This window comes from Paracoccus mangrovi (genome assembly GCF_042648425.1).
In the GTDB taxonomy this organism is placed as follows: domain Bacteria; phylum Pseudomonadota; class Alphaproteobacteria; order Rhodobacterales; family Rhodobacteraceae; genus Paracoccus; species Paracoccus mangrovi.
The window spans coordinates 38201-57266 of the sequence record NZ_JBHRXJ010000003.1 but is presented as its reverse complement, the minus strand read 5'-3'; the positions used below and the strand labels follow the sequence as shown (position 1 = coordinate 57266).

At 64.9% G+C, this 19066-nt stretch carries 23 protein-coding genes; 16 read left to right on the top strand and 7 right to left on the bottom strand.

Annotated features, from left to right (window positions below):
- Positions 1 to 57 precede the first annotated feature (57 nt).
- The 16 genes from gfa (at position 58) to mobA (ending at position 13595) form a co-directional block, all read left to right on the top strand.
- Positions 58 to 642 carry an S-(hydroxymethyl)glutathione synthase gene (gene gfa / locus ACFOMH_RS04915; protein WP_377743005.1) on the top strand — a complete coding sequence of 195 codons (585 nt, stop codon included), beginning with the start codon at positions 58 to 60 and terminating at the stop codon, positions 640 to 642.
- Between the two features lie 115 nt (positions 643 to 757).
- Positions 758 to 1885 carry an S-(hydroxymethyl)glutathione dehydrogenase/class III alcohol dehydrogenase gene (locus ACFOMH_RS04910; protein WP_374425766.1) on the top strand — a complete coding sequence of 376 codons (1128 nt, stop codon included), beginning with the start codon at positions 758 to 760 and terminating at the stop codon, positions 1883 to 1885.
- A gap of 76 nt (positions 1886 to 1961) precedes the next feature.
- Entirely contained in the window at positions 1962 to 2603 is a 642-nt protein-coding gene (locus ACFOMH_RS04905) for an ATP-dependent Clp protease proteolytic subunit (RefSeq protein ID WP_377743004.1), read from the top strand.
- Complete coding sequence (locus ACFOMH_RS04900; RefSeq protein ID WP_377743002.1) at positions 2600 to 3124, top strand: GNAT family N-acetyltransferase; 525 nt, start codon at positions 2600 to 2602, stop codon at positions 3122 to 3124. Before ACFOMH_RS04905 ends, ACFOMH_RS04900 begins: the two co-directional genes overlap by 4 nt.
- A complete protein-coding gene (fghA, locus tag ACFOMH_RS04895; RefSeq protein WP_377743000.1) occupies positions 3121 to 3960 on the top strand; it encodes an S-formylglutathione hydrolase in 840 nt (279 codons plus the stop codon). The genes ACFOMH_RS04900 and fghA overlap by 4 nt, the downstream gene beginning before the upstream one ends.
- Before the next feature lie 158 nt (positions 3961 to 4118).
- Positions 4119 to 5969 carry a methanol/ethanol family PQQ-dependent dehydrogenase gene (locus tag ACFOMH_RS04890; RefSeq protein ID WP_377742998.1) on the top strand — a complete coding sequence of 617 codons (1851 nt, stop codon included), beginning with the start codon at positions 4119 to 4121 and terminating at the stop codon, positions 5967 to 5969.
- Positions 5970 to 6067: 98 nt separating this feature from the next.
- Entirely contained in the window at positions 6068 to 6658 is a 591-nt protein-coding gene (locus ACFOMH_RS04885; protein WP_377742997.1) for a c-type cytochrome, methanol metabolism-related, read from the top strand.
- Entirely contained in the window at positions 6655 to 7467 is an 813-nt protein-coding gene (locus ACFOMH_RS04880; RefSeq protein ID WP_377742995.1) for a substrate-binding domain-containing protein, read from the top strand. Before ACFOMH_RS04885 ends, ACFOMH_RS04880 begins: the two co-directional genes overlap by 4 nt.
- A complete protein-coding gene (locus ACFOMH_RS04875; RefSeq protein ID WP_377742994.1) occupies positions 7464 to 8000 on the top strand; it encodes a PQQ-dependent catabolism-associated CXXCW motif protein in 537 nt (178 codons plus the stop codon). The genes ACFOMH_RS04880 and ACFOMH_RS04875 overlap by 4 nt, the downstream gene beginning before the upstream one ends.
- A gap of 153 nt (positions 8001 to 8153) precedes the next feature.
- Complete coding sequence (locus ACFOMH_RS04870; protein WP_377743419.1) at positions 8154 to 9308, top strand: ABC transporter substrate-binding protein; 1155 nt, start codon at positions 8154 to 8156, stop codon at positions 9306 to 9308.
- Positions 9309 to 9316: 8 nt separating this feature from the next.
- The gene (locus tag ACFOMH_RS04865; RefSeq protein WP_377742992.1) at positions 9317 to 10285 is read left to right on the top strand and encodes a YVTN family beta-propeller repeat protein; all 969 of its coding nucleotides are present in this window, start codon (positions 9317 to 9319) and stop codon (positions 10283 to 10285) included.
- 20 nt (positions 10286 to 10305) lie between these two features.
- Positions 10306 to 10845, top strand: coding sequence for a hypothetical protein (locus ACFOMH_RS04860; protein ID WP_377742991.1), 540 nt, complete (start codon positions 10306 to 10308; stop codon positions 10843 to 10845).
- On the top strand, positions 10845 to 11567 hold the full coding sequence (locus ACFOMH_RS04855; RefSeq protein ID WP_377743418.1) for an ABC transporter ATP-binding protein: 723 nt from the start codon (positions 10845 to 10847) through the stop codon (positions 11565 to 11567). Before ACFOMH_RS04860 ends, ACFOMH_RS04855 begins: the two co-directional genes overlap by 1 nt.
- On the top strand, positions 11564 to 12406 hold the full coding sequence (locus ACFOMH_RS04850) for an ABC transporter permease (protein ID WP_374425778.1): 843 nt from the start codon (positions 11564 to 11566) through the stop codon (positions 12404 to 12406). Before ACFOMH_RS04855 ends, ACFOMH_RS04850 begins: the two co-directional genes overlap by 4 nt.
- Complete coding sequence (locus tag ACFOMH_RS04845) at positions 12403 to 12993, top strand: hypothetical protein (RefSeq protein ID WP_377742989.1); 591 nt, start codon at positions 12403 to 12405, stop codon at positions 12991 to 12993. The genes ACFOMH_RS04850 and ACFOMH_RS04845 overlap by 4 nt, the downstream gene beginning before the upstream one ends.
- Positions 12990 to 13595 (top strand): molybdenum cofactor guanylyltransferase MobA, encoded by a 606-nt coding sequence (gene mobA / locus ACFOMH_RS04840; protein ID WP_374425780.1) that lies wholly within the window; start codon positions 12990 to 12992, stop codon positions 13593 to 13595. Before ACFOMH_RS04845 ends, mobA begins: the two co-directional genes overlap by 4 nt.
- 5 nt (positions 13596 to 13600) lie before the next feature.
- On the opposite strand, the gene ACFOMH_RS04835 is transcribed toward mobA, so the two are convergent.
- The 7 genes from ACFOMH_RS04835 to ACFOMH_RS04805 are packed head-to-tail and all read right to left on the bottom strand — an operon-like array spanning position 13601 to position 19066.
- Complete coding sequence (locus ACFOMH_RS04835) at positions 13601 to 14332, bottom strand: ABC transporter permease (protein WP_377742987.1); 732 nt, start codon at positions 14330 to 14332, stop codon at positions 13601 to 13603.
- Positions 14329 to 15120, bottom strand: coding sequence for an ABC transporter ATP-binding protein (locus tag ACFOMH_RS04830; RefSeq protein ID WP_377742986.1), 792 nt, complete (start codon positions 15118 to 15120; stop codon positions 14329 to 14331). The genes ACFOMH_RS04835 and ACFOMH_RS04830 overlap by 4 nt, the downstream gene beginning before the upstream one ends.
- Positions 15117 to 15785, bottom strand: coding sequence for a thiaminase II (gene tenA, locus ACFOMH_RS04825; protein WP_377742985.1), 669 nt, complete (start codon positions 15783 to 15785; stop codon positions 15117 to 15119). The genes ACFOMH_RS04830 and tenA overlap by 4 nt, the downstream gene beginning before the upstream one ends.
- Positions 15782 to 16738 (bottom strand): ABC transporter substrate-binding protein, encoded by a 957-nt coding sequence (locus ACFOMH_RS04820; protein WP_377742983.1) that lies wholly within the window; start codon positions 16736 to 16738, stop codon positions 15782 to 15784. Before ACFOMH_RS04820 ends, tenA begins: the two co-directional genes overlap by 4 nt.
- Positions 16738 to 17709 carry a ThiF family adenylyltransferase gene (locus ACFOMH_RS04815; RefSeq protein WP_377742982.1) on the bottom strand — a complete coding sequence of 324 codons (972 nt, stop codon included), beginning with the start codon at positions 17707 to 17709 and terminating at the stop codon, positions 16738 to 16740. The genes ACFOMH_RS04820 and ACFOMH_RS04815 overlap by 1 nt, the downstream gene beginning before the upstream one ends.
- Positions 17706 to 18305 (bottom strand): thiamine phosphate synthase, encoded by a 600-nt coding sequence (locus tag ACFOMH_RS04810; protein WP_377742981.1) that lies wholly within the window; start codon positions 18303 to 18305, stop codon positions 17706 to 17708. The genes ACFOMH_RS04815 and ACFOMH_RS04810 overlap by 4 nt, the downstream gene beginning before the upstream one ends.
- Entirely contained in the window at positions 18305 to 19066 is a 762-nt protein-coding gene (locus ACFOMH_RS04805) for a thiazole synthase (RefSeq protein WP_377742980.1), read from the bottom strand. Before ACFOMH_RS04805 ends, ACFOMH_RS04810 begins: the two co-directional genes overlap by 1 nt.

Genomic DNA, 19066 nt, shown 5'->3' with positions numbered 1-19066 from the left:
CGCCGCCACGCGCGGCGCGAACCTTGCCGCAATCGCTCTTTTGGGGAGGGGAGGATCATGGCAAATACATCCGGGGTGAAAATTCATCCCGCAGTCGATGACGGGGTCAGGCCGGGCAAAGCCGGTTTTTCCGGCGGGACGCTGCAATATCATTGCAGCAGCAACCCGGTGCGCGTGGCGGTCAAGGCCCAGACCGCGCATAACCATGTCTGCGGCTGCACCAAATGCTGGAAGCCCGCAGGCGCCATCTTCAGCCAGGTCGCCGTCGTCGGCCGTGACGCGGTCGAGGTGCTGCAAGGCGCCGAAAAGCTTGAAATCGTCAACAAGGACGCGCCGATTCAGCGCCATCGCTGCAAGGAATGCGGCGTGCACATGTATGGCCGCATCGAAAACAAGGACCATCCTTTCTATGGCCTCGATTTCGTCCATACCGAGCTTTCGGGCGATGACGGCTGGTCGGCGCCGGAATTCGCCGCCTTTGTCAGCTCGGTCATCGAATCGGGCGTCGATCCCAGCCGTATGGACGGCATCCGCGCCCGCCTGCGCGAGCTTGGATTGCAGCCTTATGACGCGTTGTCGCCGCCGTTGATGGATGCCATTGCGACGCATATCGCCAAGCGAACTGGCGCATTGCCGGCTTGACCTGCCGGCCATGACATGGATCAGCTGAGGGGGCCGGTTATCCGGCCCCTGCGCCGTATCAAAAGACCCGATCAAAAGACCCGGCCGAACGGCCCAATGCCAAGGAGAGCACATCATGAGAACCCGCGCCGCCGTCGCTATGGAAGCCGGAAAACCGCTGGAGGTCATGGAGGTCAACCTGGAGGGCCCCAAGGCCGGCGAGGTGATGGTCGAGATCAAGGCCACCGGCATCTGCCACACCGACGACTTTACCCGTTCGGGCGCCGACCCCGAGGGGTTGTTTCCCGCCATCCTGGGCCATGAGGGCGCGGGCGTGGTGGTCGAGGTCGGCCCCGGCGTCACCTCGGTCAAGGTGGGCGATCATGTGATCCCGCTTTACACCCCCGAATGCCGTCAATGCGCGTCTTGCCTGTCGGGCAAGACGAACCTCTGCACCGCCATCCGTAACACCCAGGGACAGGGGCTGATGCCGGACGGGACCAGCCGTTTCAGCATGCTCGACGGCACGCCGATCCACCACTACATGGGCTGCTCGACCTTTTCGAACTATACGGTTCTGCCGGAAATTGCCGTGGCCAAGGTCCGCGAGGACGCGCCCTTTGACAAGATCTGCTATATCGGGTGCGGCGTGACCACCGGTATCGGCGCGGTCATCAATACCGCCAAGGTGGAAATCGGCGCGAAAGCCGTGGTCTTCGGTCTGGGCGGCATCGGGCTGAACGTGCTCCAGGGCCTGCGTCTGGCCGGGGCCGACATGATCATCGGCGTCGATCTGAACGACGACAAGAAGCCGATGGCCGAACATTTCGGTATGACCCATTTCATCAACCCCAAGAACACCGAAAACGTGGTTCAGGAAATCATCAACCTGACCAAGACGCCCTTCGACCAGATCGGCGGCGCCGATTACAGCTTTGACTGCACCGGCAACGTCAATGTCATGCGGCAGGCGCTGGAATGCACCCATCGCGGCTGGGGCCAGTCGATCGTCATCGGCGTGGCGCCGGCGGGGGCGGAAATCAGCACGCGTCCGTTCCAGCTGGTTACCGGCCGGGTCTGGAAGGGATCGGCCTTTGGCGGCGCGCGCGGCCGCACCGACGTGCCCAAGATCGTCGACTGGTACATGGACGGCAAAATCGAGATCGACCCGATGATCACCCACCTTTTGACGCTGGACGATATCAACAAGGGCTTTGATCTGATGCATTCGGGCGAATCCATTCGCTCGGTCGTCCTTTACTGATCGTAAAGGCCTGCTTAGTTAAAAGGACGGCGGAGGCGGGCGACCGTTTCCGCCGTCAACCTGAAAGGACCGATGAATGGCTAAGCATTTTCACCTGGACGACGATGATGACGACGATGACGACGAGCCCCGGCGTCCGGATTCGCCCAAGGACGAAGGGCTGGGCCTTCCCGAAGGGGACAAGATCGGCAAGCTGTATTTCAAATCCCGCACGGTAATTGTCGCCGGCCCGATCAACGACAGGCTGGCGCAGCGCACCGTCGCCCATCTTCTTGCCCTGGCCGAGGACAGCGACGATCCGATCAACATGCTGATTTCCTCGCCCGGGGGGCATGTGGAATCGGGCGACATGATCCATGACGTGATCAAGTTCATCCGCCCGACCGTGCGCACCATCGGCTCGGGCTGGGTCGCATCGGCGGGCGCGCTGATCTTTGTCGGTGCGGACAAGGAAAACCGCTACTGCCTGCCCAATACCCGCTTTCTGATCCACCAGCCCTCGGGCGGGATCGGCGGCACGTCCTCGGACATGATGATCCAGGCCGAACAGGTGCGCCAGATGCGCGACCGGCTGAACCAGATCTTTGCCGAGGCCACCGGCCAGAGCATCGAACGGATCGAGGCCGACACCCATCGCGATTTCTGGCTGAACACGCAACAGGCGCTGGATTACGGCCTTCTGGGCAAGGTGATCCGTTCCGTGGACGAATTGAAATGAGCACCGGCGGGACGACAGAAATCGTGATCCGTCCCGCCACGTCCACCGACCACGCGGCGATCTGGACGATCCTTGAGCCGGTCTATCGCGCGGGCGAAACCTATTGCATCCCGCCCGATATTTCGCGCGACGCGGCGCTGGCGGACTGGTTCGCCGCGCCCTTTACCGCCTTTGTGGCGGAACTCGATGGCCGCGTGCTGGGCATCAGCCATGTTGGCCGCAACCGGCCCGGCCCGGCGGCGCATGTCGCCAATGCAAGCTTTGCCACCCACCCGGATGCGCGCGGCAAGGGCATTGCCCGCGCGCTGGTCGCCCATGCCAAGGATTGGGCGCGGGATCAGGGCTTTCGCGCGATGCAGTTCAATTTCGTCGTCTCGACCAATGCCGATGCCGTCCATTCGTGGCAAAAGGCCGGGTTCGACATTGTCGGCCGGCTGCCCGGCGCGTTTCTTCACCCCCAGCATGGCTATGTCGACGCTCTGGTCATGTTCCACGATCTGACAAAAGGGAATCAGCCATGACCCTGGCCTATGAAACCGTGTCCGAAAACCGCAGCTTTGGCGGCGTGCAGGGCGTCTATCGCCATCAGTCGCAAGCCACCGGCACCCCGATGACCTTTGCCATCTATATGCCGCCGGCGGCCGAACATGGCCGGGTGCCGGTGCTGTGGTATCTGTCGGGGCTGACCTGCACGCATGAAAACGCCATGACCAAGGCCGGGGCGCAGGAATGGGCCTCGGAATACGGGATGGCGGTGATCTTTCCCGATACCAGCCCCCGCGGCGAAGGCGTCGCCGATGACGAGGCCTATGATCTGGGCCAGGGCGCGGGCTTTTACGTCGATGCGACCCAGGCGCCCTGGGCGCCGCATTTCAGGATGTGGCATTACATCACCCATGAACTGCCCGAGCTGGTCTTTGGCAATTTCGCGCTGGATCGCGATGCACAGGGCATCACCGGCCATTCCATGGGCGGGCACGGCGCGCTGACCATCGCGCTGACCATGCCGCATGTCTATCGCTCGGTTTCGGCCTTTGCGCCGATCGCCAATCCGACCGAATCCGACTGGGGCCGCAAACAGCTTTCGGCCTATCTGGGCGAGGATCGCGCCGCCTGGGCCGGGCATGACGCGACGCTTTTGATGCGCGAACGCGGCTATCCGCGCGAAATTCTGATCGATCAGGGGTCGGCCGACCAGTTCCTGCACCTGCTCAAGCCCGAGGCGCTGGCCCATGCGATGACCGAACGCCGCCAGCCCGGCACCTTCCGCATGCAACAGGGCTATGACCACAGCTATTTCTTCGTGCAGACCTTTATGGGCGATCACATGCGCTGGCACGCCGAACAGCTGGCCTAGGGCGCGCGGGTCGCGCGAACCCATACCTAAGGCCGAAGCCCATCAGACTTTAGTCCCAAGGTCCGGGCAGTTGCGTTGACGCATCCGTGAGCGGGGCCGAACCTTCCCAGCGGAGGACGGGCGCCTTGATGCGCCCATCTGCGATGGGAGGAAATTTCATGAGACAACTGATGAAGGGCTTCGGCATCGCGTTGCTGATGTCGGGCGGTTCGGCCTTGGCCAATGACAGCGTGATGGCCGAGATCGGAAAGCCGCAGCAATGGGCGATCCAGACCGGCGATTACGCGAATTCGCGCTATTCGTCGCTGGATCAGATCAATCGCGACAACGTCAAGGACATGCGCGTGGCATGGACCTTTTCGACCGGCGTTCTGCGCGGGCACGAGGGGTCGCCCCTGGTGATCGGGGACATCATGTATGTCCACACGCCGTTCCCGAACAATGTCTATGCGCTGGACCTGAACGATGGCGGCAAGATCCTGTGGAAATACACGCCCCAACAGGATCCCAACGTCATCGCGGTGATGTGCTGCGACACCGTTTATCGCGGCGTCGCCTATGCGGACGGCATGATCCTGTTGCATCAGGCCGATACCACGCTGGTGGCGCTGGACGCCAAGACCGGCGCCGAGAAATGGAAGATCAAGACCGGCGATCCCGCCATCGGCGAGACGAACACCGCCACCGTGCTGCCGGTCAAGGACAAGGTGATCGTCGGCGTTTCGGGCGGCGAATATGGCGTGCGCGGCCGGGTGACGGCCTATAGCCTCGCCGACGGCAAAGAGCTGTGGAAGGCCTATTCCACCGGGCCCGACGCCGAAATGCTGGTCGATCCCGAAAAGACCACGCATCTGGGCAAGCCGATCGGCAAGGACAGCTCGCTGAGCAGCTGGGAAGGGGATCAGTGGAAGATCGGCGGCGGCACCACCTGGGGCTGGTATTCCTATGACCCGGAACTGAACCTGATCTATTACGGGACCGGCAACCCCTCGACCTGGAACCCCGGCCAGCGGCCCGGCGACAACAAATGGTCGATGACGATCATGGCCCGCGACGCCGATACCGGCATGGCCAAGTGGTTCTATCAGATGACGCCCCATGACGAATGGGATTACGATGGCGTCAACGAAATGATCCTGACCAATCAGACCATCGACGGCAAGGATCGCAAGCTGCTGACCCATTTCGACCGCAATGGCATCGGCTATACGCTGGACCGCGAAACCGGCGAGCTGCTGGTGGCCAAGAAATACGATCCGGCGGTGAACTGGACCACCGGCGTCGACATGGATCCCAATTCCGAAACCTATGGCCGTCCGGCCGTGGTGGCGCAATATTCGACCGAACAGAATGGCGAGGACACGAACTCGACCGGGATCTGTCCCTCGGCGCTGGGCACCAAAGACCAGCAGCCGGCGGCCTTCTCGCCCAAGACCAACATGTTCTATGTGCCGACGAACCACGTCTGCATGGATTACGAACCCTTCCGTGTCGCCTATACGGCCGGTCAACCCTATGTCGGCGCCACGCTGTCGATGTATCCGGCCCCCAACAGCCATGGCGGCATGGGCAACTTCATCGCCTGGGACAACACCACCGGCGAAATCAAATGGTCGCTGCCCGAACAGTTCTCGGTCTGGTCGGGGGCGCTGGCGACTGCGGGGGACGTGGTCTTTTACGGCACGCTGGAAGGTTACCTCAAGGCCGTCGATGCCGAAACCGGGGCCGAGCTTTACAAGTTCAAGACGCCCTCGGGGATCATCGGCAACGTGATGACCTATGAGCATGCCGGCAAGCAATATATCGGCGTGCTGTCGGGTGTCGGCGGCTGGGCCGGCATCGGGCTTGCGGCCGGCCTGACCAACCCGAGCGAGGGTCTGGGCGCGGTCGGCGGCTATGCGGCGCTGTCGGATTACACCGCGCTTGGCGGTCAGCTGACGGTGTTCGAACTGCCGGGCGAGGTTGCGGCCGCCAAACCGGCCGCGCCGGCCACCGGCAGCGGCGGCTGACGTCATCGCTGCATGCAGGTGCAGCCGAAACAGCAGGAATTCGCCCCAGCGACTGGCTGGGGCGGTTCCGTCTGAAAAAACGAGCAGCGGAGGAATACATGAAATCCATCACTAGCCTTGCGGTGCTGAGCATGTGTCTTGGCCTGGCGGGTACGGCCGGCGCACAGGACGCGGCCAAGCCCGATGCCGCCAAAGACGCCCCACCGGCAGAGGCCGCGCCCGCGGCGGGCGGCCATGTTCTGGCCAATGGCATGGACACCACCGCCGACCATATGGAAAATGGGCGCTGGTATAACGCCGATGGCGTTCCGACCTTCAAGGTCGAGAACGGGGTGGTCGATTACGCGGTATTTTCCGGCTATCGGCGGTATCATTCCGAATGCCATGTCTGCCATGGGCCGGATGGCGAGGGCTCGACCTATGCGCCGGCGCTGAAGGATTCGGTGCTGCGGATGGATTACTACGACTTTCAACAGATCGTCGCCTCGGGCAAACAGGACGTGAACGCGGCCCAGAACCAGGTGATGCCGGCCTTTGGCACCAACAAGAACGTCTGGTGCTATATCGATGACATCTATGTCTATCTGCTGGCGCGTGGCACCGATGCCATCCCGCGCGGGCGCCCGGCGAACAAGGAAGCGAAATCCCCCGAATTCACCACGCAGGAAAATTCCTGCATGGACGGATGACGGGCCGCATCGCCATCGCGGCGGCGCTTGCCTGTCTTGGCGGCGCGGCCCAGGCGCAGGTCGCCGATCTGCGCGCCCATGACGCGTTGCGGGTCTGTGCCGATCCGGCGGCGGTGCCGATGTCGTCACAGGATGGCACCGGCTTTGAAAACCGCATCGCCGAACTGATCGCGGAAAAGCTGGGCGTGCCGGTGGCCTATACATGGTTCCCGCAAGGGCCGGGTTTCATCCGCAAGACCCTGCGCGCCGGGCTGTGCGACGTGGTGATCGGCTATGCCCAGGGCGACGAGATGGTTCAGAACACGAACCACTATTACACCTCGGCCTATGGGATCGTGACCCGCCGCGACAGCCCTCTGGCGGGGGTCGACCTGCTTGAGGATCCGGCGCTGAAGGGTCATCCCATCGGCGTCGTCGCCGGCACGCCGCCCGCGACCAATATGGCCCGGGCGGGGCTGGCCAAGGATATGCGCGGCTGGGACCTGTTCGTGGACCGGCGCGTTGAAAACCCGGTGGGCGACATGCTGGCGCAGGTGAAGTCGGGGGACCTGGCGGCGGCGGTGATCTGGGGCCCGCTGGCCGGGCCGCTGGTCAAGGCCGATCCCGAATTGCAGTTCACGCCCCTGCTGCACGAAACCACCGGCCCGCGCATGTTTTACCGCATCACCATGGGCGTGCGCCCCGGCGAACAGGAATGGAAGCGACAGCTCAACAGCCTGATCCGCCGCCATCAGGATGAAATCGACGCCATCCTGCGCGATGCCGGGGTGCCGATTCTGGACGATTACGGCAAAGAGCCAAAGACATGAAACCCGCCGCCGTCCTGATCGCGATCCTTTTGGCGGCGCCCGCGCATGGGCAAACGGTGGCCGAACCGGATGGCTATCGCGGCGAACCTTACCGCGCGCCGGTGCCGGCGACGCTGGCCGGGGCGCAGGTAATCGACACCGCGCGGGCGATGGATCTGCATGGGCAGGGGGTGCCGTTTCTGGATGTGCTGCCGCGCAAGAAACGGCCCGAGAACCTGCCCCCCGGCACGCTTTGGGTCGAAGAGGTGCATCGCACCATCCCCGGCGCGGTCTGGCTTTACGATACCGGCTATCAAGAGCTTGCGCCGGCCGAGACGGCGCGCCTGACCGAGGGGCTGGCGGCCGCGACCCATGGCGATCCGTCCGCGCCCGTGGTGATTTTCTGCAAGGCCAATTGCTGGATGAGCTGGAACGCCGCCCGACGCGCCGTCGCGCTGGGTTACAGCGCCGTCAACTGGTATCCCGAAGGGGTCGATGGCTGGACCGCCGGGGGCGGCGAATTGGTGGTTGCGACACCCGATCCGCTGCCCTGATCGGATCGGCGCATATCATACATTGGTGGCACAAATCCGCGTCTGCACCCCCTCGGGCTTGGCGGCGCGGCCTTCCTTGGTCATGATGCCCCGCGGAGGAGGCTGTCCATGCATCATGGAATCATCAGCAATCTTGCAGGGTTAGGCGCGGCGATGCTGTTGCTTGTCCAGCCTGCATGGGCCCAGCAGGCCCCGCCCCAGACCGTGCGGGCCGCCGTGCTGCGCGTCGATGTGCCCGCGCTGCCGCCGATCTCGCGGCTGGATGCGCCGCCCGTCGATCTGGGCTTTGCCGGGGCAAGGCTCGCGATTCAGGACAATGACACCACCGGCCGCTTCATGGGTCAGGATTTCGAGGCGCTCGAAATCGTCGCCGGTCCCGATACGGCCGCCGCCGAGATGCAAAAGCTGCTGGATCAGGGCATTCCCTTTATCGTCACCCTGGCCGATGCGGATCAGACGCTGGCGCTGGCCGATCAGGCGGGCGACCGGGCGCTGATCCTGAATGCGAAAGCGCGCGGCGACCGGCTGCGCGGCGTCGATTGCCGCGCCAATACCGTTCATGTCGCCCCCAGCCAGGCGATGCTGGCCGATGCGCTGGCGCAGTTTCTGATGTGGAAGAAATGGCCGGAATGGATGCTGGTCGAGGGCAGCCACCCCCAGGACACCGCGCTGGCCGATGCATACCGCCGCGCGGCGACAAAATTCGGGGCCGAGATCGTGGAAACCCGCATCTATGAGGATACCGGCGGCGGTCGCCGCACCGATACCGGCCATGTACAGGTTCAGGCACAGATGCCGGTCTTTACCCAGCGCGCGCCCGATCATGACGTGCTGATCGCCGCCGATGAAACCGGCGTTTTCGCGCAATGGCTGCCCTATCAGACCTGGGATGCGCGCCCCGTCGCCGGCTCGGCCGGACTGGTGCCGCGCAGCTGGCATCCCGCGCTTGAGGCATGGGGCGCGACCCAGTTCCAGAACCGGTTCGAGGAACTGGCCCATCGCCGCATGTGGGAAGAGGATTATCAGACCTGGCTGGCCCTGCGCATGATCGGCGAGGCCGCGACCCGCGCCCAAAGCACCGATCCGGCGGCCCTGCGCGATTTCATGCTGTCGCCGAATTTCGAGATCGCCGGCTTCAAGGGACAGAAACTGACCCTGCGCGACTGGGACCATCAGCTGCGCCAGCCGATCCTGCTGACCACCGGGGATGTGACCGCCTCGGTCAGTCCGCAGGATCAGTATCTGCATCAAAGCTCGGCGCTGGATACGCTGGGCATCGACCGCCCCGAAACCGAATGCAAGTTCTGAGGCCAAGGATGACCCGTCTGAGCATATTTTCCGCCCTTGCGCTGTTGCTGGCGGCGGCACCCGCGCTGGCCAATCGCGTCTTTGTCAGCAATGAACGCGGCAACGATGTCACCGTGCTGGACAGCGACACGTTGGAGGTGATCGGCCATTATCCGGTCGGTGCCCGCCCGCGCGGCATCGCCATCAGCCCGGATGGCAAGGAGTTGTATGTCTGTGCCTCGGATGACGATCTGGTGCGGGTTTTCGATCCGCAGACCATGCAGGAAACCCATACCCTGCCTTCGGGGCCGGACCCGGAACTTTTCGTGCTGCACCCGTCCGGCAACCCGCTTTACATCGCGAACGAAGACGACAATCTGGTCACCGTGGTCGACACGAAGACCCACAAGATGCTGGCCGAAATTCCCGTGGGCGTCGAACCCGAGGGCATGGGCATCAGCCCCGATGGCAAGGTGGTCATCAACACCAGCGAGACCACCAATATGGCCCATTTCATTGACAGCGAAAGCTTTGAAATCGTTGCCAATGTTCTGGTCGATTCGCGCCCCCGCTTTGCCCAGTACAACGATCAGGGCACAAAGCTTTATGTCAGTTCCGAAATCGGCGGCTCGATCAGTGTGATCGACCCCGCCACCCAGCAGATCACGAAAAAGATCGGCTTCGAAATCCCCGGCGTCCTGCCCGAGGCGATTCAGCCGGTGGGCGTGCGCGTGACCGCCGATGGCAAGCGCGTGTTCGTCGCGCTGGGCCCGGCGAACCGGGTCGCGGTGATCGATGGCGAAACCGACGAGGTGCTGGATTACCTGCTGGTCGGTCAGCGCGTCTGGCAGCTGGGCTTTACGCCGGATCAGAAATACCTGTTCACCACCAACGGCAATTCCAACGATGTTTCGGTGATCGATGTCGCGGCGATGAAGGTCGTCAAATCCATCCCCGTGGGCCAACAGCCCTGGGGCGTGGTGGTGGCCCCGAACTGAACGACCGAAAGGAAAAGACGATGACCCGCCTTGTGACCGTGCTCATGCTGATCCTTGGGCTGTCTGTGCCCGCAGCCCTTGTCGCGCAAGAGGCCGCGCCCGATCCGGCGCCCGCCGCCCCAAAGGGCGAAGACGGCGGTGACGATGCCGCCGCGGCGGATGCGGGCGTACATGAGGCCGGCGCAAAATTCGATTACGGCTTTTCGGGGATGCTGGCGCGGGATAACCGCACCCAGCTTGCGCCGCTGACGCTGGCCTCGGGCAAGGCGGTGGCCAGCGCGGAATACAAGCTGAAATCGGGTGGATATTACCGCATGGACATCAATGCCGATGGCAGTGCCGAACTGGCGTTGTCGGGGGGCGATTTCTTTCGCGCCATCTGGGTCGATGAAATCATCATCAACGATATCGAGATCCGGCCCATGGGCGTGCACAGCCTGGAATTCGACGATGCCGGCACCGCCACGATCAGCTTTGTCGCCATCGTGCCGGGACGCTATACATTGTCGATCCCGGGCAGTTCCGGGGCAACCCAACAGGCCATTTTCAACATCCAGTAATCACCGTGACCGCCGCGCTTGAAATCGACCGGGTCAGCCACAGTTTCGGCCGCGTTCAGGCATTGGATCAGGTGTCGCTGGTGGTGCCGCGCGGTGGTTTCACCGCGCTTTTGGGGGTGAACGGGGCGGGCAAGACGACGCTCTTTTCGCTGATCACCCGGCTTTACGACAATCGTTCGGGCCATATCCGCGTTGCCGGCCACGACCTGCGCCAGACGCCCGGCGCGGCCCTGGCGCAGCTCGGCGTGGTGTTTCAGTCGCGCGCGCTCGACGCCGATCTGACGGTGGCGCAGAACCTGACCTATCATGCCGCCTTGCATGGCATCCCCCGGCAACAGGCCCTGATCCGCGCCGCCGAGGTGCTGGCGCAGGTCGGCCTGTCCGAGCGGATCCATGACCCTGTCTCGGCGCTGTCGGGGGGGCAAAGCCGGCGCGCCGAAATCGCCCGCGCGCTGATCCATCGCCCCCGGATCCTGCTTCTGGACGAGGCGACGGTGGGGCTGGACGTGAAATCCCGGGCCGAGGTGCTGGCCCTGACCCGCGATCTGACCGGGCAGGGGGTGTCGGTCCTGTGGGCCACGCATATTCTGGATGAAATCGCCCCGGGCGACGGGCTGGTGATCCTGCATCGGGGCCGGGTGCTGGCGCAGGGTGTGACCCGCGACATTGCCGGGGGCGATCTGACGGGCGCGTTTCTGCGTCTGACCGGGGGCGCGGCATGAGTGACGCGCGGGTCCCCGAAATTGTTCCCCGCCTGACCGCCCGGATGTGGCTGACCGCGTTTCTGGGCATCACCCGGCGCGAGGCGCTGCGCTTTGTGCGTCAGCGCGGCCGGTTTCTGGCGGCGCTGGTGCGGCCCTTGGTCTGGCTTTTCATCTTTGCCGCCGGGTTCCGGGCGGTGCTGGGCCTGTCGATCACGCCCCCCTATCAGACCTATGTTCTTTACGAGGTCTATGTGACCCCCGGCCTTTGCGCGATGATCCAGCTGTTCAACGGCATGCAATCGTCGCTTTCCATGGTCTATGACCGCGAAACCGGGGCGATGCGCACGCTTTTGGTCAGCCCGTTTCCGCGCTGGTTCCTGTTGGGATCCAAGCTGGTGGCGGGCGTGGTCGTGTCGATCATTCAGGTCTATGTGTTTCTGGCCATTGCCTGGCTCTGGGACGTCGATCCGCCGGTCTGGGGTTATGTGACGGTGCTGCCGGCGCTGGTCCTGTCGGGGCTGATGCTGGGGGCGATGGGGCTTTTCCTCAGCTCGGCGATCCGGCAGCTGGAAAACTTTGCCGGGGTGATGAATTTTGTCATTTTCCCGATGTTTTTCGCCTCGACCGCGCTTTATCCGCTGTGGCGTATGGCCGAAAGCTCGACCCTTTTGCATGATATCTGCGCGGTCAATCCCTTTACCCATGCGGTCGAACTGATCCGTTTCGCGCTTTACGGACAGGTCAATTTCCTGTCGCTGGCGGTGGTGTCGGGCTGTCTGATCGCGTTTTTTGCCGGGGCGGTTTTCATGTATGATCCCGCCAAGGGGCTGTGGATGCGACGACGGGGGGATGCATGAAATACCTGCTTCTGGGGATGGCATTGCTGGCCGGTGCGGCACAGGCACAGGACCATGCCGATCCCGACTGGCCCTGTGTTCAACGCAAGCAGCCGCATCTGTCGCTGGGCCAGATGTGGTCCGGCCCCGCCCCGGACGAGGCCGTGCAGGCGCTGGCGCAGAGCCCCGAGATCGCCGCCCTTGCCGACCGGCTGGAACAGCGCCGCCTGCCCGTGGCCGAGGCCGAGGCCGAGATCGCGGCCTTTGCGCAGGGCGCGGACAATGCGCGGCTGACCGCGTTGATGGTCGCGATCTTTGACCGGGTCGAGCCGGATCGCAGCGCCCTGATCGAGGGCATCGCGCGTTATGGCCACAAGCAGGTGGCGCTGGCCGCCCGGATCGAGGATGATCGCCACAAGATGGCCGCGCTCGAGGCGGCCGCGACACCCGATTTCGACGCCATCGACGCCCAAGAGGAACAATTGGACTGGAACACCCGCATCTTTCAGGACCGCCAGCAGGCGTTGACCTATGTCTGTGAAACCCCGGTCCTGCTGGAACAGCGCGTATTCGCGCTGGCCCGGGCCATTGCCGCGGGGTTGAAATGAAAAGACCGATTCCGGCCGTCATTCTGGCCGGCGGATTGTCGCGGCGCATGGGGGGCGGCAACAAGGCGCTGAGCCTTTTGGCGGGCGAGACGCTGTTGACCCATGTGCTGCGCCGGCTGCGGCCGCAATGCGGCGCCATCGCCATCAACGCCAATGGTGACGCCGAACAGTTCGGGGAATACGGCCTGCCGGTCATCGCCGATGGGTTTACCGGCTATGCCGGGCCGCTGGCCGGGGTGCTGGCGGGCATGGAATGGGCCGCCGGGCAGGGCGCGGATCGGGTGATCAGCGTCAGCGTCGATACCCCGTTTCTGCCCGATGACCTGGTCTGGCGGCTGCGCGAGGCCGAGGGCCGTTCGGGCATCGCGCTGGCCGCCAGCCCGGATGAGGGGGGGCGGCTGCGCGATCATCCGACCTGTGCGCTGTGGCCGGTGGCGATGGCCGGGGCGTTGCGCGCCGCGCTGGAATCCGGGCAGCACCGGATCGGGCAATTCGCGGCCAGTCACGATCCGGGCCGCGCCGTCTATGACAGCCAGCCATTCGATCCGTTTCTGAACATGAACACGCCGCAGGATCTGGGCCGTGCCGCCCACCTGATCTGAACGCCTCAGACCCCGTAGCGCCGCCAGATCCGCCGCACCGCCAGCGCCACCCCCTGGGCAAACAGTACCGTCATCAGCGACAGGACGACCAGCGCGGCAAAGACCAGATCGGTTTTCATCCGCCCGTTGGCGTGGATCATCAAGGCGCCAAGCCCGCGCGCGCCGCCGACCCATTCGCCGATCACCGCGCCGATCGGGGCATAGACCGCCGCCAGTTTCAGCCCGGTGGCCAGCTGCGGCAGCGCGGCGGGGATGCGCAGATGCCACATGATCCGCGACCGGCTGGCGCCCATGACCTGTGCCAGATCCAGCGTCGCCTGGGGTGTGCGGCCCAGCCCGTCAAGAAATGCGCTGGCCACCGGAAAGAACACGATGAGCACTGTCATCGCGATCTTGGGCGCCATGCCAAAGCCCAGCCAAAGGGTCAGGATCGGCGCAAGCGCAAAGACCGGGATGGTCTGGCTAAAGGTCAGGATCGGCCGCAGGACGCCGGTCAGCCGGGCCGAAAACCCCATGGCGACCGCCAGCCCCGCGCCGATCCCCGCGCCAAGGACAAAGCCAAGCGCGACCTCGGTCAGGGTAAAGCCGGTATGGGTCGCGATCTCGGCGCGGTTGATCCAGAGCGAGCGGGCGACGGATATGGGCGAAGGCAGCAGAAAGCCCGGCATATCCGCAAGCCAGATCACCCCCTGCCACAGAATGAGGATGGTGGCGATCAGCGCGAGGATGGTTTTCATGCCATCATCCCCCGCATGAGATCGGCCTGAAGCGCCAGTACCTCGGGCGCGTCATAGGGACGGGTGGCGGCGGTCGGACGCGGCGGCGGGGCCGGCCATTCGGTCAGCCCGTTTTCGCGCAAAAGCAGGATCCGGTCGCCGAGGCGGGCGGCCTCGGCCGGGTCATGGGTGACCAGAAGCACGGCGCGGTCGGCCAGAAGATGGGCGGAAAGGTCCTGCATCTGCGCCCGGGTCCGGGCGTCGAGCGCCGAGAAGGGTTCGTCAAGCAGCACGAGCGGGTGGTTTTCGAACAGGGTGCGGGCCAATGCCGCGCGCTGGCGTTGACCGCCGGACAGGTTGTCGGGGCGGTGATGGGCGCGGTCGGCAAGGCCCACCGCCGCAATCAGGGCATCGGCGCGTGCGGCGGGGTCGGCCGGGGGCTCTGCCCCCCGCCGCGCCGACCCCTTGATGGGGTCAGCGCGGCGTCCCCCGGGATATTTGGGCATGAAAGATGTGGGAAGTTCGCCGCGCAGCCGCGCGCCAAGGGTGACATTGTCCGTCACGTCGAGCCATGGGATCAGCCCCGGATCCTGTGCCATCAGCGCGACAGGTTGGTGGCATTCGACCCGGCCTTGAAAGCGGGCGCCGGTTTCCAGCCCCGCGATCAGCCGCAGGATCGTCGATTTGCCGACGCCCGAGGGGCCAAGCAGGCAGGTCCAGCCCTCGCTGTCGAGCACCAGATCGACGGGGGCGAATAGCGGCTGGTCGCCAACCCAGGCGCGGCCGCTGAGGCTGGCGATGACGCTCATGCCCGGCCGAGGCCCCAGAAGCCGACCTCAAGCCGGGTGGCGGTGGCGAAGCGGTCGCCGAGCGTGGCCCAGCGGGGGCTGGATTGCGGGGCGTTGCCAAGCCGTTTGGCGATGGCGCGGTCCAGCAATTCGCCCGCCGAATGGCAGGCGGCCTGATATTCCGGGCCGGCATAGGTGTCGATCCAGTCGCGATAGGGGGTGTCGGGCGCCGCCTCGGCCGCCAGACGGCTGCCGATTTCGCCATAGCCCAGCACACAGGGCATCAGCGCCGCCAGCAGGTCGAGGAAATCACCCGAAAGCCCGGCATCCAGCACATAGCGGGTATAGGCGATATTGGTCAGCGCCTCGGGCGTCGCCAGCATCGCATTCGTGTCGATCCCGGCCGCCGCGCAGGTTTCGACATGCAGCGCCATTTCATGGTCGATGAGCGTATGCACCACCGCCGAACAGGCGCGCATTTCATCCAGATCGCCGGCCTTGACCACCGCCAGCGCCCAGGCGCGGGCGAAATGGATCAGGAACAGATAATCCTGAACCAGATAGTTCAGAAAGGCATCGCGGGGCAGGCTGCCATCGGCCATGCCCTGGACAAAGGGGTGGCGGGTATAGGCATCCCAATCGGGTGCCTGTGCCCGCCATTCGGTGAAGGTGCGGCCATAGCTCATGGTTGCGCGCCAAGGTCGATCGCGATGTCCGAGACCGGCCGGACCTTGTCGATCAGCCCGGCTTTGAGCAGGAATTCCTCGAACTTGGCATAGCGGCCCTGATCCAGCGCGGCGGGGCTTTGGGCAAAGCGGGGCAGTGTGTCTTTCCACGCCTGGCTGTTCAGTTCGTCCTGCAAATCGGGGGCGGTGGCGGAAAAGATCTGCCATGCCTCATCGGGGTGGTTGACCATGTATTGCGCGCCGCGTTCGACCGCATGCAGGAAGCGGCGGCTGCGCTCGGGGTCGAGATTGGCGGGATTGGCGACAAAGATCAGCTCGTCATAGGTCGGCACGCCCTGTTCCTCGACAAAGAAACAGCGACCTTCGGAGCCTTCGAGCCGCATCTGGGTCAGCTCGAAATTGCGATAGCCGCCGATGGTGGCGTCGACCTGGCCGGCGATCAGCGCGGGCGACAGCGACCAGTTCACATTGATCATCTCGACATCGTCAAGGCCCAGCCCGGCATCGGCCAGCATGGCGCCGACCAGTGCGGTTTCGACACCCGACACCGAATAGCCGATCTTTTTGCCCTTGAGATCGGCGATCTTCTGGATCGGGCCGTCGGCCTTGACCATCAGGCAGTTCAGGGGCGTCGCGATCAGCGTGCCGATGCGTTTCAGCGGCAGGCCCTCATGGACCTGAAGATGCAACTGCGGCTGATAGGTGATGGCGTAATCGGCCTTGCCTGCGGCGACCAGCTTGGGCGGATCGGCGGGGTCGGCGGGGGCGATCACCTCGACCTCAAGGCCTTCGTCGGTGAAAAAGCCCTTTTCCTGGGCGATGATGATGGGCGCATGATCGGGGTTCACGAACCAGTCGAGGATCAGCGAAACCTTGTCTTGTACCAGCGTAGGTTGGGCCAGCGCGGGCTGGGCCAGCAGGGCGAATGCCGCGGCCAGGGTAAAGCGGGTCATCAGTCGTCTCCTAGTGCCAAAAGGGTGATTTCGCCGTCCCAGCGGCGCGAAAGCCGGTCCGCCGCCCGCCACGCGCGCAGCCCCGACCGGCAGGTCAGCACCACCCGCTGACCGGGATCGGGCAACGGGCCGATATCGCCATAGCCGGGCATGCGCAGCGCGCCGGGCGTGGCCTTGCGCGGCGCCTCGTCCTTGGGGCGCAGGTCGATGACCATGTCGCGGGGGGTGATATCCTCGGGTGCGATGAAACGGGGGCCGGGGGTTTCGGGGGCGGTGTCAAAGCGGAACTGGGTAAAGCGGCCGCCATCAAAGCGGGTGAACTGACCCAGCGACGAGGGGCTGAGGCCCAGCACCACCGCCAGCGCCATCTGCGCCTGAAGACAGCCGAGCATGCCGACCACGGGGCCCAGCACGCCCGCCGTGGCGCAGGTCTGGCCGCCATCGGGCGCGTCGGGGAAAAGCGCCCGCAGGCTGGGCGCGCCGCCCCGATCCGGGTCGCCGCAGAACCCGCCGACATAGCCCCCCAGCCCCAGCGCCGAAGCCGAAATCAGCGGCGTTCGCGCCGTCAGGCAGGCGTCGGACAGGGTATAGCTGGCGGCGTAGCTATCGGCGCAATCCAGAACAAGATCGGCATTGTCGATCAGCGCCGGCGCATTGGCGGGCGTGAGCCGGTCCACCAGCGCCTCGATTTCGACCGCCGGGTTCAGCCGCGCCACGGCCATGGCGGCGGCGCGGACCTTGGGCATGCCCAGATCCTTCATGCGATAGATCGGCTGGCGGTGCAGGTTCGTTTCCTCGACCGTGTCGGGATCGATCAGGGTGATATGTCCGATCCCCGCGCCGGCCAGATATTGCAGCACCGGCACACCCAGCCCGCCGGCGCCAACGATCAGCACCCGCGCGGCGGCAATGCGGTCCTGACCCTCGGCGCCGAGTTCCGGCAGGACCATCTGGCGGATATAGCGGTTCATTGCGTGACCCGCAGCCATTCGCGGATGCGGCCTTCGGGGTCGGGGTTCAGCGTGATATCGGTCACCGCCGAGGCGATGTCGGCCCCCGCCGCGAATGCCTGCAAGGCGCGTTCCGGGGTCACGCCGCCGATGGCCACCAGGGGCGTCGTGCCGACCAGCTTGCGCCATTCGGTCACCCGCTCAAGCCCCTGCTGGTCCCATTTCATCTTTTTCAGGATCGTCGGCCAGACCGGCCCCAGCGCGATATAATCGGGCTTCAACGCCAGCGCCCGGTCCAGTTCGTCATGATCATGGGTCGAAACGCCAAGCCGCATCCCCGCACGGCGGATCGCGGCGACATCCGCGCGGTCCAGATCCTCTTGGCCCAGATGCACGAAATCACAGCCCAGATCGATGGCGGCGCGCCAGTGATCGTTGACGACCAGCGTCGCGCCATGTTCGCGGCATAATTCCTGGCACAGGGCCAGCTCACCCATCAACAGGGGCGGCGGCATGTCCTTGATGCGGACCTGAACCAGCCGCACCCCCAAAGGCAGCGCACGGCGCAGCCAGTCGGCGCTGTCAAAGATCGGGTAGAATCGGGGAAATGTCGTCATCAGAGCATCGCCATGCCAAAGATGGGGGTGGACGGCGCGGCCATGTCGCGCGCCTCGATCGCGCCGGCGCGATGGGCCAGCTGGCCGGCGCGAATGGCCTGTGCCATGGCATCGGCCATGGCGACCGGGTCGCCGGCCTTGGCCACGGCGGTGTTCAAAAGCACCGCGTCAAAGCCCAGCTCCATCGCCGCCGCCGCATGGCTGGGCAGGCCGATCCCGGCATCGACGACAAGCGTGACATCCGGGAAATGCGCCCGGACCGAACGCAGGCCATAGGGGTTGTTCAGCCCCCGGCCCGAGCCGATGGGCGCCCCCCATGGCATCAGCACCTGACAGCCCGCATCCAGCAAACGGCCACAGACCGACAGATCCTCGGTGCAATAGGGAAAGACCTGAAAGCCGTCATCGCTGAGGATCCGGGCCGCTTCGATCAGCGCCACCACGTCGGGGCAAAGCGTGTCGTCGTCACGGATGACCTCAAGCTTGATCCAGGGCGTGCCGAACAGCTCACGCGCCATCTGGGCCGTGGTCACCGCCTCGCGCACGGAATGACAACCGGCGGTGTTGGGCAGGATGCGCACCGACAGGCTGTTGATCAGGTTGAAGAAATCCTGACCCGCCCCGCCTTCGCGGCGCAGCGATACGGTGGCGATGCCCGCATCCGAGGCGCGGAACGCCTCGGCCATGATCGCGGGTGAGGGGTATTGCGCCGTGCCCAGCATCAGCGGGCTTTCGACATGGGTTCCGTAAAAGACCGGCAT